Below are 16361 nucleotides of genomic sequence, written 5' to 3'. Positions count from 1 at the left end.
TGCGTCGCTAGGCACGGATCCAGTAACCAAACTTCCATCATTGTGCAGCACGGGGGATTCTCCGCTGCCGGCTATCGTTGCAAATCTGTGCAAGCGTGCCGGGGAGACTAATTGCAGCTAAAAACCTTATAGCTTATGAGAGGACGTGTATTTATAAAAAAACCGAGCGCGAATATGTGCAAACTCCCCACTATCCACACGAGAATTGAGCGTGAGCGATAATCTAAAAACAAGCCACAGGAGCAGATTCTGCGGCAATGACTGGACGCGCGGCAGCGAGGCTGCGTTCGATTCTGGAGGCAAAGGGTGAGAAAACTACAAGTCGATGTGGTGGTGATTGGTGGCGGAGCCACCGGCAGTGCCGTAGTACGCGACGTTGCAATGCGCGGTTTCAAAGCCGCACTGGTAGACAGGGTGGATTTAGCCCAGGGCACCACTGCAAGGTTCCACGGATTACTGCATTCGGGAGGCCGCTACGTAAAATCAGATCCCGAATCCGCAACTGAATGTGCGCAGGAGAACGAAATCTTACGTAAAATCGTTCCCCATGCCATTGAAGATACCGGCGGACTGTTCGTTACTACCTCGAAAGATAGCGAAGAGCACGCGGATATTTTCCTGGAGTGCGCTAATAAAACCAAAGTTCCGGCCTACGAAATCTCGGCGGCCGAAGCGTTAAAACGCGAGCCTCGTCTCGATCCCAAGCTGAAGCGAGCTTTCGCGGTACAAGACGCCACTATTGATGGCTGGAAAATGGTTTGGGGATTTGCCCACTCTGCTAAAGAGTACGGAGCCGAAATCCTCCCCTACCACTGGGTTACCGGTATTGAAGTCACCAATGGAGCAGTCAGCGCTGTAACCTGCGAGGATCACAAGAACGGCGGGGAAGAAGTCCGTATTGACTGTAAGTTCATCATAAATTGTGGCGGCCCCTGGGCTGGTGAAATCGCGGCTATGGCCGGTTGCCATGATGTGAACGTGGTTCCGGGTGCCGGGATTATGATCGCTATGAATCACCGCATCTGCCAGCATGTAATTAATCGTTGTATCTATCCCTCAGATGGAGACTTGATTGTTCCTGCCCATCAGGTGGCGATTATCGGCACCACTGACCAGGTGGCGCCTAGCGCTGACTTCCTACAGATAAAAGACAAAGAAGTACAGCAAATGTTAGACGCAGGGGATGCTCTCCTGCCAGGGTTCCGTCATTCTCGTCCTCTGCACGTATGGGTTGGGGCTCGCCCGCTGGTTAAAGACAACCGGGTGGCAGCTACCGATTCGCGCCATATGTCCCGTGGGATGTCAGTTATGGATCACGAGGAACGCGACGGGGTCAAGGGCATGCTTACCGTGGCGGGTGGCAAACTTACTACCTGCCGCTTGATGGCCGAACGTGCTGTAAACATTATGTGCGACATTATGAAGGATGAGCGTCCTTGTCGCACCGCCCAGGAAGCGGTTCCCGGGCAAGAGAACTCCCGGCAACATCGACTCACCGATCGCCTACAGGCACGGGAAAAAGAGTGGAATAAAGACCAGATTATTTGCGAATGCGAACTGGTTTCGCGGCGAATGGTGGAAGAAACCATTCAAGAATTCCCGAATGCTTCTCTCGATGATCTGCGCCGTCAGCTCCGCATTGGGATGGGGCCGTGTCAAGGCGGATTCTGCTCCATGCGTTGCGCCGGTATCGTTAATGACCAGGGAGTCGCCTCAGTTGAGCGGGCTACCAACATGATTTCCCTATTTATGAAGAATCGTTGGATCGGCATTAAACCGATTCTTTTCGGAGAATCTGCCCGCGAAACCGCCCTCGATAACTGGATTATGCAGGGTATTTTCGACCTGGAGCATGCACCTGGCAAAGGACAACTGAGCGAGGTTGCTCTCAACCCGGTCGAGCAAGAACGCGATAAACAGGAACGTGAAGCCGTAAAGGAGGCACTAGCGTGAGAGACGTAGTAGTAATCGGGGCTGGCCTTTCCGGCCTTAGCGCTGCAGTTCGACTACTTAAGGCCGGACGGGAAGTTGATTTAATAACCAAGGGGATCGGGGGCATCCAGCTCGGTCAAGGCACTATTGACCTGTATGGATACAGCCCGGAGCGGGTAGATAATCCTCTCGAGGCGATCGAAAAGTTACCTGAGTCCCATCCTTACGGAAAACTGGGCTCTCAGGTAGTGGCGGACTCTGCTAACTGGCTGAAAGAGCAGCTGGGGGCAGATTTGCTGGCAGGAAGCCCTGATAAGAACGTATTTTTGCCTACCTGTCTGGGGGCTTGGCGCCCCACCTGCCTACCCCAGCCGTCAATGCTGGCGGGCGCTCCCGAGGACGGAAAGAAGTACGTAATCGTAGGACTACGTCGTCTCAAGGACTTTTATCCCCAAATGGTAGCCGAGAATTTAGAGAAGGAAGAGATTCCCGGCGGAGGTAAGGTTTCGGCTCGCCATATCTGGATAGATATCCCGGTACGCCCGGATGAGGCCGACACTTCGGGGTTGAACTTCGCCCGCGCCCTCGACACCGAAGATTTCCGCGCCAAATTGTGTGACGATGTTAAACGCTATTTGAAAGATGGGGAGGTAGTTGGTTTCCCCGCGGTGTTGGGATTGAAGGATCACAGCGCCTGGAAGGATATCTCTCGCCGCCTGGGACATGAAGTGTTCGAGATCCCGATTCTTCCGCCCTCGATTCCAGGGATGCGCATCAATGAGACTCTCACTCAAATGGTACGAGACCTGGGGGTACGCTACATTATCGGCAGTGAAGTGACGGGGCTAAACGTTAGTGATGGCCGGGTTGAATCCGTGACTTTTGATTCCGCTGGCTCGGAAACCACCCTTAAAGCTAAGCACTTCATCTACGCTGGTGGCGGCTTTGAATCCGGTACGTTGCATGTGGATTCTTACTGGAACGTAACCGAGCGAGCCTTTAATTTACCGCTCGCAATCCCGAGCGGACCGCTGGTTCACGAAAACTATTGGGGACCAGACCAGCCCCTATTCGAAGTGGGGGTACAAGTTGATTCCCAGATGCGGGTACTGGATGCTTCCGGGAATCCGCTATATCAGAACCTTTACGCCGCTGGAGGGTTGCTAGCAGGAGCCACCCGGTGGCGGGAAAAGTCCGGTGACGGCATTGCTCTAGCTTCCGCTTTGCGGGCTTGTGAAACGATTTTGGGGGATACCAATGACTAAGGATTTACGTAATAAACCCGAGTTTAATCCGTTGATGCGCGCCAGCTTGGATGCTTGCGTCAAATGCACGATTTGTGAAACTCAATGTCCGGTAGCAGCGGTCACTCCCCTTTTCCCGGGTCCGAAATATGTGGGGCCGCAGGCCGAACGCTTCCGCAAGGGAATGTCAGTTGACCACACTATTGATTACTGCTCCAGCTGCGGGACTTGCACTTTAGTATGTCCGCAGGGCGTGAAAGTGGCTGAGCTAAATAACGTGGCGCGCGCCGCGATGAAGCAGCAAAATGGACGTCCGCTGCGCGACGTGCTCATCTCCAACACCATGTTTATGGGAAAGGCGATGACCCCGGTGGCTCCGCTGGCGAACTGGGCGCTCCGGCAAAAACCGATTCGTCAGATTGTAGAGAAAACTTTCGGGATTCACCATGAAGCGCCAATGCCGGTGGCTGACGGGTTCAGTTTTGAAAAATGGTTCAAGAAGCATACCCGCACTGCTCCGGCCCCCACCAAGGGCAAGATCGTATTCTTCCACGGTTGCGCGGGCGAATTCTTTGAAACTACGACCTCGATTCGCTCGGTACAGATTCTCGAGCACTTGGGATACGAGGTGCTAGTTCCTCCTCACGGTTGCTGTGGGTTGGCGCAACAGTCTAATGGCCTCTATGACGGGTCAAAGAAACTGATTCGCAAACTGGCACATGATTTGAATGTCCCCGGGGATGACCTTACTATCGTGGGATCATCTGGTTCGTGCGTGGGCATGGTCAAGCATGAGGCGCGCGAGATTCTGGGTATCCAAGACGAGGAGCTCACGCAGGTATCGCGGCGCATCTGGGATATGTCCGAGTTCCTGCTGGATCTTTATGATCGGGGCGAACTTGACCTGGATAATCTGGAGCCGATGGATCTCACGGTTACCTATCACGCGCCTTGTCAGCTCAAATCCACGGGGATTGGTACCCCGGGTAAGCAGCTGCTGGATAAGATTCCGGGGCTAACCGTCCACGAATCAGGCGCCACCTGCTGCGGGATTGCCGGTACCTACGGTTTGAAACGCGAAAAGTATGACGTGGCACAGGCAGTAGGCAAGACCGCTTTCGACAAGATTAAGAGCACTAACTCTGACCTGGTAGTTTCGGACACCGAGACTTGCCGCTGGCAGTTAGAGAAGGGCGGCGGTAAGCCCGCTGTCCACCCGATCTATCTGTTGTTTGAGGCCATGGGACTAAAAGATAGCTAACGCTAGGTTAGCTGGAGTCTGGGCTCCGCTTTCTTGTTATCTATTTTGAGGACGCAGCTGGGCTGGTTTTTTCAGGACACGACTTATAGCTTCCGCGATGGGTAAGTCGGGTGCTAACCAGTCTAGCTGCGTTACTTTTTCTGCCGGGCTCCACTGCAGGCTGAGATGCGAATCCCCTGGTTGCAGTATCGGTAGCTCACGGGGACGGTAAACCATTACTCGCATTTGGGCGCCTTTTAGTAGCGGCCAGTTTCCGGCCGGGAGCGGGCCGGGCAAGATTTCGCCCAGCTGCGAAGGCGGAATCTCCCAATCGAGCTCTTCTCTTATTTCCCGCATCAAGGCCGCTGCTGGTTCCTCGCCCGCGAGCACTTTTCCGCCCGGTAGCTCCCATTTGCCCCGTAGTTTTTCCGGGTAGGAGCGCTGCGCGCATAGTAGTTTGCTATCGCAGATGGCCGCTAGCGCTACTACGAAAGTCATTTACCCCTCCCTCTCGTCGAGTCGAGCTTAGCCACTTAGCTCAGTGTTCCCGGTCTTTTTATTCTTACTTTAACCGCTCGTTTTGAGCGGAGCGCCGCTACTGGTTATACTCTAAAGGCGGCTAGATGCCAACGCGGGTGTAGTTCATCGGTAGAACGACAGCTTCCCAAGCTGTAGAGGCGAGTTCGATTCTCGTCACCCGCTCTGAGTGAGAATCGTGAATATGAAAGCTTGCTTTCATATTTCTGATTCGAGCGAAGAAGGCTATTTTATCTTTGAGTCGCGAAGTAAGATAGCAATATGACAATCACGACCAATCCGGTTGCAGCGACTGCTCCGTCGCTGGAACGGCTTCGTGCTGCAGATGATGAAGTACGTGATGCTATCAAGTGTCATAAAGGCACTGGAAGATACTGGGTTTTTGGTTCGGTTGCCAGGGGCGAAGCAACCACAGATTCGGATTACGACCTGTTGGTGGAGTTCCTTCCGGGTGCAAGCTATTTCAACTTGGCAGCTTTAGAAATTGAGCTAAGCGAGCTGCTTCGCAACCCGGTTGAGATTATGCCGAGCTCTTCTCAAGGGTACGCGGCAGATCACGCACGTTCCCAGGCAATCGCGGTAAATCATGGCCCCAACTCCTGATCCAAAAGTTGTCGCTAAGGCACTTGGCGAGATGCTGCTGACACTAACCCGAACCGGACCACACGATGATCTCTTCTAATAGCACAAATCCCGGTCAAGCAAACCTCAAGTTTCTGCGTTTTAATGTCTCCCAATTGGAGTCAATTTCCGCGTTGATTCCAAATCAACGCCGAGGTATCTATGTGCTCCAGTTTTTCAATGGTGAGTTTTATGTCGGTCAAGCACAGAATGTAGTAACGCGTTTTGCTCAGCACCGGCATGGTCATACCAATCATCATGAAGCTTGGGATGACATAGAGAAGTTATGGTTTATGCCCGTACCCGAAAACTTAAATTTGACGAAGATAGAAAATAACGAAATTCGCAGATTTCGGGAATCTGGCAAGCCTTTGCGAAATCGTGCTCTGAACTTAGGTCACAATCAACCCTCAAAACTGGATAAAGCGATACCGGTGGAGGAACAACATTCTTGGGTACTTGGAGATGGGCCATACAATTTGTGCTGCGCCAAAGAAAAATTACCTTCTTTGGGAAATGAGCCTTCGAAGTTTCTAAAACAGGTTCCTGATGAATACCGAGATCTCATTCTCGCCGATTTGGTTTTTGCTTTAACAAATCTGGTTCCTGAAGCTATCAAGCTTGAAGGACGATATTGGACGATTTCAGATTATCCGAGTACTGCAGGAGGTCGTTGGGCAACACTAATTACCGGGACTCTGGAACTTCTCTTCTTCCCGAGAAGGGAGGCCTCAGGACTTTCCTGTCTCAATACTCCTGCCGGAACGTTTTCGCATAGCAGGCTGCTCTCCCTATTGACACCTTGGAAGCGTAATACCCGAGGGTTCTTTGTTGACCGAATAAACTACGACTCAACGTCCGCCGACCAAGTAGTGTTTAACAGCGGTGACTTGAAAAGAATCTGCCAAAAATATCCGAAAATATTACAAGGTGCTAGAACTTTTGCGTTGCAAGCCATGCGCCAAAGCTCCTCTGGAAGGTTTGCCCGCTGGCATTCACAAGCACTAACAAGAGATATCTACCAGTTTGCTCTCGAGAATGATCTAGATATTAATACAGATGGGAAGCATTAGGATCTAACTGGTTTATAGATAAAGCTAGCCCCTTCCCGCCTCTAAAGATTTTCGCGCGTAGATCATTAGTAACCGTCAGTACAATTTAAAAGAAACTTTTCATGCGGCGGCACCATCAAAATCATCGCCCGATTTTAGACAGCTTATGAGCATTAACGCCCGATGCTTTGAGCAGCAGGCTGCCAGCTACTTAAGGAGGTCGCGCCAACCGAAGGTGGTGCGCCTATAGATAGCGTTTTTGACCGCGCGCGACGGATCTTTCAAAAACCCCATCCCCTTCTTGCCATATAGGGGATTAACTGCACGCTTAGCGGCTCTTTTAGCTCTGCCCGAGGTCGCCGCCTTGTAGGAACGCTTAGGGCTAGGTTTCCGCATACCGAACTTCATATTCCCAGCTTATATATTTACTATTTCCAAAACATCAACTTGAGTGCTTACTTCAGCGGGAGAGCGCGCTCCCCTCTCCTGTGGCAGCTTTGCGTTCAGACCCGAAAGAAAATACCGAGGATGAAAACTCTAGGAAAGTTAATGCAGTTTTCTCGGAGTTTTCACCCTTTTGGGTATTTATTAGCAAAATCCTGCTTGTTACTTTGAAAATGCAGGTTTTAAAGAAGAAAACCTCACCCACAATAAGTTTCACCCCGATCGTAAGGAGCTATCATGACTGGCCAACCCCCGGTTCCAAACCCAAATCTAGCAAGTCCGGATGTACCGATCGTAAAGAAGAATATGGCAATTGCGGCTTTATGCCTGACCATTGTGGCCTCCTTGCTGATCATCCTGGGATTTTTCCTGGCTGGGAAAGCAGGGGCCACTGCCCTCAGTAACCTTGATGTCGCCGCAGCTCAAGCTGCCGACACCAAGCGACTTATTTTCTTGGGATTGGCTTCAATCTTGAACTTGGTGGCATTTATCCTGGGATTAATCGCCCTGATTAAGTCCCGTCCCAAGACCCTGCCACTAATTGTTTTCCTGGTGGTGATTTTCCTACCGTCAATCGCCACCGGAATTGGAACAGCAATCCAAAACAGCATGGTGCACCTATAGGTAAGCAGTCCCGCTGTTAGGCAACATTGCCAGCAGCGGGAACAGCCAACAATAAGGTACTACTAGAGAAAAGAAGATTGAAATGGGTTTGATTCAGGCAGTTAGCGGCGCGATCGGTGGCGCCCTCCAAGATCAGTGGTTAGATGCGATTAGCGCTCAAGACATGGGCGAAGGCATAGTATTTGTACGCGGCCAACAAATCCGAGGTAGAAATACCGGCACCGGCGCTATTATCTCCGACGGTTCCAAAATCTTGGTCTACGACAAGCAGGCCATGCTGATTACTGACTCCGGCAAAATCGTGGACTTTTCTACCGAACCCGGTGCCTATACTTTTAGCTCTACCACTGCTCCCTCGTTATTTAACGGGAATTTTAAAGGCGCCCTTAAAGATACTTGGGAACGTTTTAAATTTGGCGGAGCGCCCTCGGGGCAACAAAAAGCTTTCTTTGTAAACCTGCAGGAAATCAAAGGGATAAAGTTTGGCACCCCCAACGCCATTCAATATTTCGATAATTTCTATAATGCGGAACTTTTCTTGAGGTCGCACGGGACTTACTCGCTGCGAATAGTTGACCCCATAAAGTTCTACATGGAAGCTATCCCCCGGGATGCGGAGCGAGTACATATCGATGACATCAAAGAACAGTACCAATCCGAATTCCTAGAAGCCTTCTCGGTGGCATTAAACAAGATGAGTCTGGACGGCATTCGGATCTCCCAAGTCCAGTCTCATATGAGCGAATTGTCTCGCTATATGCGAGATGCTCTGGATGAAGAATGGTCAGAGCAGCGCGGGATTGAGGTGCAAGCCGTAGGTATCGCCTCTATCTCCTACGATGAGCAGTCGCGCAAGATGATCGATATGCGCAACCAGGGCGCCATGCTACAAGATCCCTCTATCCGTGAAGGTTTCGTACAAGGAGCTGTCGGTACCGGCATTCAAAACGCCGGATCCAACCCGGTGGGAGCCGGAGTCGCCATGATGGGCGTGGGTATGGGAATGAACGCAGCCGGAGGCTTCATGCAATCTGCCTCAGCTTCTAACCAAGCCCAAATGACCGCTCAAGAAAAGGCAAAACAACAGGCAGGAATGTCCGGAAACGCTGGTTCGACTGCTGACGCTTGGAGATGCCAATGCGGCGTCCAGAACACCGGCAAGTTTTGTGGAAATTGCGGCCAGCCACGGCCGGCTACCCCCACCCCGGGAGGCTTTTGCTCCAACTGCGGAAAACCCTTACCTGATCCCAAACCAAAATTCTGTCCCGAATGCGGAACTCCAGTCGCGTAAACCAGCCCAACCGGGGTTCTTAGCAGCCTCAAATCACGCGCGCGAGGCTCGCCGCTAAGAACCCGACACTGGTGAACCGTAATTAAGGAAGGGAACTAATCGTGAGTGATGTGCAATTAAAGTGTCCGGCTTGTGGGGCTCCCATCAATTTTGATGTGCCCAGTGGCAGAATGAAGTGCAACTTTTGCGGCGCCACCTTTTCGGTTCAGGAAGTAAACCAGTTTAACGGCATCAACGCCGCTAATCAGGAGCTTGAAAGTGCGCGTCAAGCCCAAAAAACTAATAATCAAAGCGAAACCGAACTTAATGCTGCGGGCGCGGGCGCAGAAAATATCGACACCTCCAGCCCGCAAACCACTTCCTCTGCTCCGCCTGAGACACCAGGATGGGTTGAACCTGACCCGACCTATCTTGATGAAGCTACCGGGGAAAAAATGGCGCAGTTCGAGTGCGGTTCCTGTGGGGGTGAAATCATTGGACCAGCCGATATGGTCAGCACCAAATGTCCCTGGTGTAACAATAACTTCGTGGCTACCGGGCAGCTTACCCGCACTCGAGTTCCCGATAGGATGATTCCTTTTGGAATGACCAAGGAGCAGGCTTTGGCAGCTTTTAAGCAGCAAGCTGCCGGCTTAAAGCTGATTCCTAACGCATTTAAGCAGGTTAGCGTTAATGACATTCAGGGGGTTTATGTCCCCTATTGGCTCTATGATGCGAGCGTTGCGGGAGCGGCAACTTTTGAATGCGAACGCACCAGCAGCTGGTCAGATTCGGACTACACCTATACCGAGCATGATGTTTATAGCGTTTCTCGCAATGCCAATGTCGCCTACCTGGATGTCCCGGTTTCCGGAACCAGTAAGGTGACAGCGGAACTTACAGAAGCTATAGAGCCTTTTGATTACTCGACCTCGGTAGCATTTTCCCCCGCCTATTTGACAGGATTTGTGACCAATAAATATGACGTTGAGGCAGAGACAGCTAATCCGAGAGCATTGGAACGGATGCGAAAATCTGCCGAAGATGTTCTTCGGAACTCGGTTAGCGGTTATGACAGTATCCAGATGACCAGCTCAAATATCGAACCCAGCTTCGGAGAACTCGAATATGTATTTTTACCATTGTGGCTGCTAAATGTCAGTTTTGCCGGTCAGAACTACAACTACGCCATGAATGGACAAACCGGCAAATTCGTGGGTACTTTCCCGGTTTCTAAAGCAAAATACTGGGGCGGTCTATTAGGAATTGCAACTGCTCTAACCGTGGCATTGGGTGCGGTTTTTATTCCTTTCCTAGCACCTTGGTTACTCAATTAGGGGGCGAATGATGATAAATATAAAAAAAGTTTTTTACACTCTATTGGCGGCATCTTTATTAGCTTTTCCCATCACCCTCAGCGTGAGCGCACCCGCTTTAGCCAGTGAAGCTACTGGAGCCCACAGTAAGCTAGCAGCTCACTCTACGTGGCATTCAAGTGTCCCGGCTAGCGCCGAGGGTTTCACTGACATCACCGAGTTCCCCTCCGGACAAGAGGTTCCCTATGTGGGCGGTCAAAAAGATGTTGATTCCGCCGCCCCCTTCATTCGTGATCACGCTAAAATTTTTAGCCAAGATAACTATCCTAAATGGGAAAAGCAGCTTCGCGCCCTCGCCACTAAATACGGTATTGCTCCCTATGCGGTGACAGTAAACAGTTTCCAGCACTCATCTCCCGAACAGTGGGGAGCCAACTATTACGCCGCCAATCAGCTTGGGTTAAACCAGAAAACCGCAGATGGGGTAATTATGATAATTAACCCAACTACCCGGGATTTATGGTTTTTGGGGCATGGTAAGGGCGAGGAAGCATTTACCCCCTACGGGATAGATAAACTCTACAATCATGTTAAAAAGCCTCTTGGCGACGACGATTGGGATGAGGGTTTTCAGGTATATCTGCGTGAAATCAGCGATTATTTACAGCAGTGGAAAGCTGGCACTCCTTACAGTAAGAACCATCCGCTTCCCCACCGGATGACTTTAAAATCTACTTTGACAGGAGCTGGGGGTGCGGCCGGGATTGGTGTCATTAGCGGATTGTCGATTATGGGGTCTATTAAACGTAAACACCATAGCGCCCAGCTTCAGGCTGGGGCTGCCAACTATATTGTCCCTGGCTCTAATCAAATCACCGGGAGTAATGAAGTATTCGTCAGGTCTTATACCACCCAGGTAGCAATTCCGAAGAGTGACGACAGTTCTTCTTCTAGCGGTTCTTATAGTTCGGGGGGCACTTCTTATAGTTCCGGAGGAGGAAAGTTCTAAAGGCTGGCTGCGCTATTTCATTTCCTCGAAGGGCGCAGACAGTTTTATTTAGAGGAGGTACTGCTAGGCATTTTGCTCTTATCTAACTTGGGCTGCTCGTACCGTTAAAAATTCCTGTCCTATGAAAACCGGAGGGCTTGTTTTGGTAAACTTTGCGTAAATAGGAACAGTAACTCTCTCCAATGATGAGGGGATTTGGAGGAAATACCGTTGAAGCGGATAACTATTGTTGAGGATCAAACTATTTTGCTAGATTCTTTGGCATCAGCCATTGATTCCGAAGCAGATTTTATGGTGGTGGATAAACTCACTGATGCCGCCGATATTCACCACTCTTTACGGCTACATCCTGCGGATTTGGTTTTAATGGATGTGGTTACCGAGAACTCTTCCGGTTTGAAAGAATCCGCAAAGCTAAAAGCAGAACACCCTAGCCTAAAAGTGGTGGTGTTTACGGCCATGCCTGACGCTTCTTTCCTCCAAGAAGCTAAGGCAGCCAAAGTTGATGCTTTTACCTATAAAAATATCTCGACCTCGGATTTACTCTCTCTTTTACGGGCAACCGTTGAAGGTGAGAGCCATTTCCCGGATTCTTTAGCTCGACCTGGTTTTGGGGCTAACCAGTTTAATGAACGCGAAATGCAGGTATTACGTTTGGTTTGCGCCGGGTATCCCCGTAAAGAAATCGCTAAGAAAATGTTTTTAAGTGAAAATACCATAAAGTCATATATTTCCCAGCTATTAACGAAAAGCGGTTATACTTCGGTAGCCCGACTGGCTTTGTGGGCAGTTTCCAACGGTTATGTGACTTTCCAACAAAATCGGTCTAACCCCTATTGCAATCAGTAAATCTTTTCCCATGACTCCCCCCGTTTCTAATTCCGCTCCCAACAGATTCCCCAGTTCTCCGGCGGTAGAATCTGTTGGTAAAACCTGGAAACAAGACTGGCTAGCCCATCTGCTTTTCTCACTGGTTTTGACCTTAGCCGCTTTAGCGCTGTTCTTGATTCCTTTCGGCACCTCTGTTCACGCAAATAACGTTATCGCCGTACCCAATGATTTTGATTCCCGCCTCAATGATTATTTTGTCAGTCAAGGCTTGCGCGTCGAAGCTCATAGTGAATGGTCACTATTGAAACAGATACGAAGCGGAGCTAACTATGTGATTACCAATGAGACGATGGCTAATGCTGCGAAAAAATCAGAACCGGATGCCTCATTTATTCCCCTCTACCCTTACTCGATAGTTTTAACAGCTAAAACTGCAAAAGTTAGTGCCATACAAAATCTGCATGACCTTACCCGTAATCCGGATAAAATCTATTTGGATCAATCAGTGGGACGGCTAGACATTATGAGCGCCCTAGCCCTTACTTTTAATCCCCAGATTCCCGGTTCCCAAACTTTTTCTGCTCCCCAAGCCAAGCAGCTCTTGCAGGAAATTCGCCAACAAGGACGACTTCTTACCGGATCGTCGCTGCCAGAGCTTAGAAAGGCGCTAGATAACGGATATTTTTGCTTAACCACGGATGCTCGCAGCATTCAGGCAGCTTCTGATTCATCGGGGCTTTACTATGGCAGTTTTCCCACCGTAACTTTTCAGGAGGGGGTGTGGCAACGCCATTCTTTTGACCGTAACCAAAACCAGCAGTTAGCACCTCCGCCTGCCGAGTTATTCAGTTATGTTAATTACCCTTCGCTGTCTCCATCTTTTTTACAGCAGATTAACGCCAGGCCAGTTAGTAACCTAGCCGAGTTTGAACGCTTCACCTGGAATCAAAGTCTTTCAAACGACAGTTATCAGGGCTCTTGGGAATGGAAAAACACTAACGAATCCTACGAGGTGGGAGCATTTATTTGCCTATTGTGTTTGCTGAGTTTTTGGGCGGGATGGCGCTTTTGGACAACCGTGTCTCCCTATGTACGCTGGGCAGTACTGATTCAGGCTGCCTTGCTTAGCTTTTGGATTTTAGCGCGCATAATAAAACATTCCTTACCGGGAGTCTATGAACGTTACGCCTGGTATTACTATTATGTTCCCATCTATGGGACTATGATGATTCTATTTTTCGTGATTTCTCATTCTACTAGGTCTCTCCCTCCCGCCTACCGCAGCTTGCGCACCTTGGTGATAGCTATGGGAACCGGTTTGATGCTGTTGGTTTTCACTAACGATTTCCACCATCTTCTACTACGCTTCGGAAAAGGAGAATCCGGGGTTGATTACCAATATGGACCGGTATATTACCTCTACTACCTGGCAGTATTACTGGTCTTTGCGATCATCGTCTACGTAACCATATGGAGTTTTAAGGGCAATCGGATACGCCCTCTATTAGCTTTGGGGGCACTTTTTTCTTTCATTTTGCTTTACTCTATTGCCTACACCATTCGTATCCCGCTGGTTAGAGCTAGCGAAACGGTACAGATTTATTGCATCTATTTCCTATTAGCCTGGGAAATACTGTTTTTTATTGGGGTGATTCCCCAAAATCGGGGCTACACTCGCTTCTTTAATAAAGCTAAACTTCCCATTGAAATAGTTGATCATGATTGGAATCCGCGTTTTTCTACCGCTATCCCACTGTCTCTTAATTCTTCGATTAAAAACCGTTTGAAAACTATCAATAAACCTTTACTATTAACCGACACTTCCGGCACTTTTCCCCGCACTCTCTACTGTCAAACTCGTCCTATCAATTCAGGGCACGTGATTTGGGAAACCGATGTCACCGCGGTAAACGAGTTAGAGAAAATGCTCGCTGCCATTCGCGAACAGGAAGCTCACCAAACAAAACTGCTATCCAGCGAATACGAGGCGCTTTTACAGATGGAGGAATCCTCTTACGCCCCGCAGCTATATGACCGACTAGACTTACTGATGGATAGCGCTTTGGACAGAGTTCAAAAGAATACCGCTCACTTAAGCTGCCATTTAGATAAGGGGGAGCTAGCACAGCTTTTGCGGAGCATTAAACTAGATCTCGGTTACGCTAAACGAGCGGGAATGCTCACCCTGTCCCAATTTCAAAGCGAAGAATTAGCGGTTAATGTTTTAACCACTTTGTTGAGCCAGTCGTGCACCGATTTTTCATATGCGAATACTCTCGCGGGATTAAGCGGACCGACCACTGGAACTATCCGCTCCGAAGTGGCACTGCACTGTTTAGAAGGGTTACACCGGATATTAGACTGCCTGTTGAGCCTTTCAGAAGTTGCGATATTCATTAATCTTGCAGTCAGCAACCAGGGCTATCAGGCTCATATGAACTGTATCTTTGATATTCCTACAGCCCAACTGCAAGTTCTACAACCTTTACTTTCCTGGTCAGGGGCGAAGTCAAAACTTATTATTGAGGACGGTCAAGTTAATCTGCAGATGAGTTTTCTAGCTACCGATTCCTCCGGGGAAACTGACGGAGCTGAAGCTGACTCAAACCCGCTACCCTCGCTAGATAGCGCCCCACAAAGCAGCTTTAATCCTGTTAATTCCCTATCTCAGGACGCAGGAGAAGACGCAAGCGGAGGACACCGTCAGTGAGCACTCTACTATTTAGTCTTTCTTTAGGGCAGTTAGCCACCGGAACAGCGCTGATGATTATTGGCTCTCTGGCTGCTTGTCTATTAACTATGAGTCAATGGTTTATCCACCGCCGCGCGATAGCCACCGGATTTTTAGTTAGCGTCACTGTTCTTTTGTCGTTTTACACCTGGGCTTTTGCTATTACCATTATCCATTCTCAGGCGGGGATTTTTATTCTTAACGACCATCATTTTGGCTGGTTTGTGCTGGTATGCCTGGGTTTAGGAGCTATAGGATTAAGACGAACTTACCGCTATGCCCTACTTCCTTTGATGATAGCTTTACTTTTCCTATTACCTCCAGTAATAAATCTGGGAGGGGTCTGGGTAGTTTTAACGGCAGGAGCTTTTTCGACCTCGTGGCTGTGCGTCCAAGTGTGGCGGGAGTGGCAGCTACTGATGCACGATTTAAGCCCGTTCAGTGTTAAAGAAGCTCTTGACCGGTTGGAACATGGAGTGTTGTTTTCTGATTCGCGTGGACATAACAAACTGGTCAATTTGCGGATGGAAAGACTGTTAAGCAGCTTAAATCTTAGCCCCCTAACCCGGTATGAAACTTTAGGGAAACAGCTGCGCCAACTGGCAACTGACAAAATAGTTATTGGAGATAGCTATTCCACGCCGGCTAAATCGGAAGCTGAAGTTTCTGAGAACACCAGTTTCCGCATAGATGATTCCCAAGGGAAAACATGGATACTTAGACGCACACAAATCAGTGATAAGCATCGGTATTTTACTCAACTTATAGCTTTAGATGTTACGAACTATATGACTCTAAGTCAGGAGCTTTCCGATGAAATTAATGATTTGCAGGCTCGTCAAAAACGTCTTGCTAAGGAAACTGTTCGTCTAGAGGAGGCGCTTACCAGTAATCTGGTTTTACAGACTCGCTGTTCAATTCACGATGTGCTTTCTCAACGTATCTCCTTCGTTCATCGTTTCTTAGAAGATGGGGTTGCAGACGGTGAACGTCTCTCCCAGCTGCAACGACTGCTTGCAAATTTACCTACCGATTTGACTCACAATCGCCAGCAGATACCGGCTTCAGTTTGGTTAAATTCCTTGCAAACCTTGGCCAGTGCCGTAAAACTAGATTTACAGATTGAGGGGCAGCTCCCAACTGACGAGCATAAAGCTCATTTGTTTTTACGGGTTTTGCGAGAAGCTATTACGAACGTCCTTATTCATACGACCGCAACCGAAATGCAGGTAAATCTAGGTCAAGATGGGCAAAAGTATTGTCTCGAGATTTCTAATCCCGGAACAGTTTCTTCCCCGGTTAGTTACGGAACTGGTTTGAGTGGTTTGGAAGCTCGTCTGGAAGCAGCCGGTGGCTCTTTGCAGGTTCTAACCATTCCCATTTTCACCTTGTGATGTCCCGCGACATATGTCCGCATATGTCGCGGGATTTTTTGGGTTTTTGGGGTGGGTGTTTCGGGTCATTTGTCCGTTTTGGGTTTGGGGTGTTTCAGGACATTTGTCCGTTTTTT

Annotated in this window: 14 protein-coding genes and 1 tRNA gene; 13 read left to right on the top strand and 2 right to left on the bottom strand. The window is 49.4% G+C overall.

Annotation, left to right across the window (positions count from 1 at the left end; genetic code table 11):
• The first annotated feature begins 306 nt into the window (after positions 1 to 306).
• The 3 genes from glpA to RDM26_RS00935 are packed head-to-tail and all read left to right on the top strand — an operon-like array spanning position 307 to position 4437.
• Positions 307 to 1953 (top strand): anaerobic glycerol-3-phosphate dehydrogenase subunit GlpA, encoded by a 1647-nt coding sequence (gene glpA, locus RDM26_RS00945; protein ID WP_307737200.1) that lies wholly within the window; start codon positions 307 to 309, stop codon positions 1951 to 1953.
• The gene (gene glpB / locus RDM26_RS00940; protein ID WP_307737199.1) at positions 1950 to 3197 is read left to right on the top strand and encodes a glycerol-3-phosphate dehydrogenase subunit GlpB; all 1248 of its coding nucleotides are present in this window, start codon (positions 1950 to 1952) and stop codon (positions 3195 to 3197) included. Before glpA ends, glpB begins: the two co-directional genes overlap by 4 nt.
• A complete protein-coding gene (locus RDM26_RS00935; RefSeq protein ID WP_307737198.1) occupies positions 3190 to 4437 on the top strand; it encodes an anaerobic glycerol-3-phosphate dehydrogenase subunit C in 1248 nt (415 codons plus the stop codon). The genes glpB and RDM26_RS00935 overlap by 8 nt, the downstream gene beginning before the upstream one ends.
• A gap of 36 nt (positions 4438 to 4473) precedes the next feature.
• Here the strand turns inward: RDM26_RS00935 and RDM26_RS00930 are convergent, their stop codons facing one another.
• Positions 4474 to 4914, bottom strand: coding sequence for an NUDIX domain-containing protein (locus tag RDM26_RS00930; RefSeq protein ID WP_307737197.1), 441 nt, complete (start codon positions 4912 to 4914; stop codon positions 4474 to 4476).
• Positions 4915 to 5047: 133 nt separating this feature from the next.
• Between RDM26_RS00930 and RDM26_RS00925 the strand changes: the two genes are divergently transcribed.
• The 3 genes from RDM26_RS00925 (at position 5048) to RDM26_RS00915 (ending at position 6647) form a co-directional block, all read left to right on the top strand.
• Positions 5048 to 5118 (top strand) — tRNA-Gly (locus RDM26_RS00925).
• 96 nt (positions 5119 to 5214) lie between these two features.
• Positions 5215 to 5556, top strand: coding sequence for a nucleotidyltransferase domain-containing protein (locus RDM26_RS00920; protein WP_307737196.1), 342 nt, complete (start codon positions 5215 to 5217; stop codon positions 5554 to 5556).
• A 65-nt stretch (positions 5557 to 5621) separates the two neighbouring features.
• Entirely contained in the window at positions 5622 to 6647 is a 1026-nt protein-coding gene (locus tag RDM26_RS00915) for a GIY-YIG nuclease family protein (protein WP_307737195.1), read from the top strand.
• Between the two features lie 186 nt (positions 6648 to 6833).
• Here the strand turns inward: RDM26_RS00915 and RDM26_RS00910 are convergent, their stop codons facing one another.
• Positions 6834 to 7022 (bottom strand): hypothetical protein, encoded by a 189-nt coding sequence (locus tag RDM26_RS00910; RefSeq protein WP_374041805.1) that lies wholly within the window; start codon positions 7020 to 7022, stop codon positions 6834 to 6836.
• 285 nt (positions 7023 to 7307) lie between these two features.
• Between RDM26_RS00910 and RDM26_RS00905 the strand changes: the two genes are divergently transcribed.
• From RDM26_RS00905 to RDM26_RS00875, 7 genes are all read left to right on the top strand, one after another.
• Positions 7308 to 7694 (top strand): hypothetical protein, encoded by a 387-nt coding sequence (locus RDM26_RS00905; protein WP_307737193.1) that lies wholly within the window; start codon positions 7308 to 7310, stop codon positions 7692 to 7694.
• An 82-nt stretch (positions 7695 to 7776) separates the two neighbouring features.
• Entirely contained in the window at positions 7777 to 8985 is a 1209-nt protein-coding gene (locus tag RDM26_RS00900) for an SPFH domain-containing protein (protein WP_307737192.1), read from the top strand.
• A gap of 101 nt (positions 8986 to 9086) precedes the next feature.
• A complete protein-coding gene (locus RDM26_RS00895; RefSeq protein WP_307737191.1) occupies positions 9087 to 10301 on the top strand; it encodes an ATP-binding protein in 1215 nt (404 codons plus the stop codon).
• Positions 10302 to 10308: 7 nt separating this feature from the next.
• Positions 10309 to 11289, top strand: a complete 981-nt coding sequence (locus tag RDM26_RS00890; protein ID WP_307737190.1) for a TPM domain-containing protein — start codon at positions 10309 to 10311, stop codon at positions 11287 to 11289.
• Between the two features lie 210 nt (positions 11290 to 11499).
• Complete coding sequence (locus tag RDM26_RS00885; RefSeq protein WP_307737189.1) at positions 11500 to 12138, top strand: response regulator; 639 nt, start codon at positions 11500 to 11502, stop codon at positions 12136 to 12138.
• A 10-nt stretch (positions 12139 to 12148) separates the two neighbouring features.
• On the top strand, positions 12149 to 14830 hold the full coding sequence (locus RDM26_RS00880; RefSeq protein WP_307737188.1) for a hypothetical protein: 2682 nt from the start codon (positions 12149 to 12151) through the stop codon (positions 14828 to 14830).
• Positions 14827 to 16245 carry an ATP-binding protein gene (locus RDM26_RS00875; protein ID WP_307737187.1) on the top strand — a complete coding sequence of 473 codons (1419 nt, stop codon included), beginning with the start codon at positions 14827 to 14829 and terminating at the stop codon, positions 16243 to 16245. Before RDM26_RS00880 ends, RDM26_RS00875 begins: the two co-directional genes overlap by 4 nt.
• The last annotated feature ends 116 nt before the right edge of the window (positions 16246 to 16361 follow it).

Source organism: uncultured Varibaculum sp., assembly GCF_902489465.1.
GTDB lineage: Bacteria > Actinomycetota > Actinomycetes > Actinomycetales > Actinomycetaceae > Varibaculum.
This window is presented reverse-complemented; position numbering and strand designations above follow the sequence as displayed.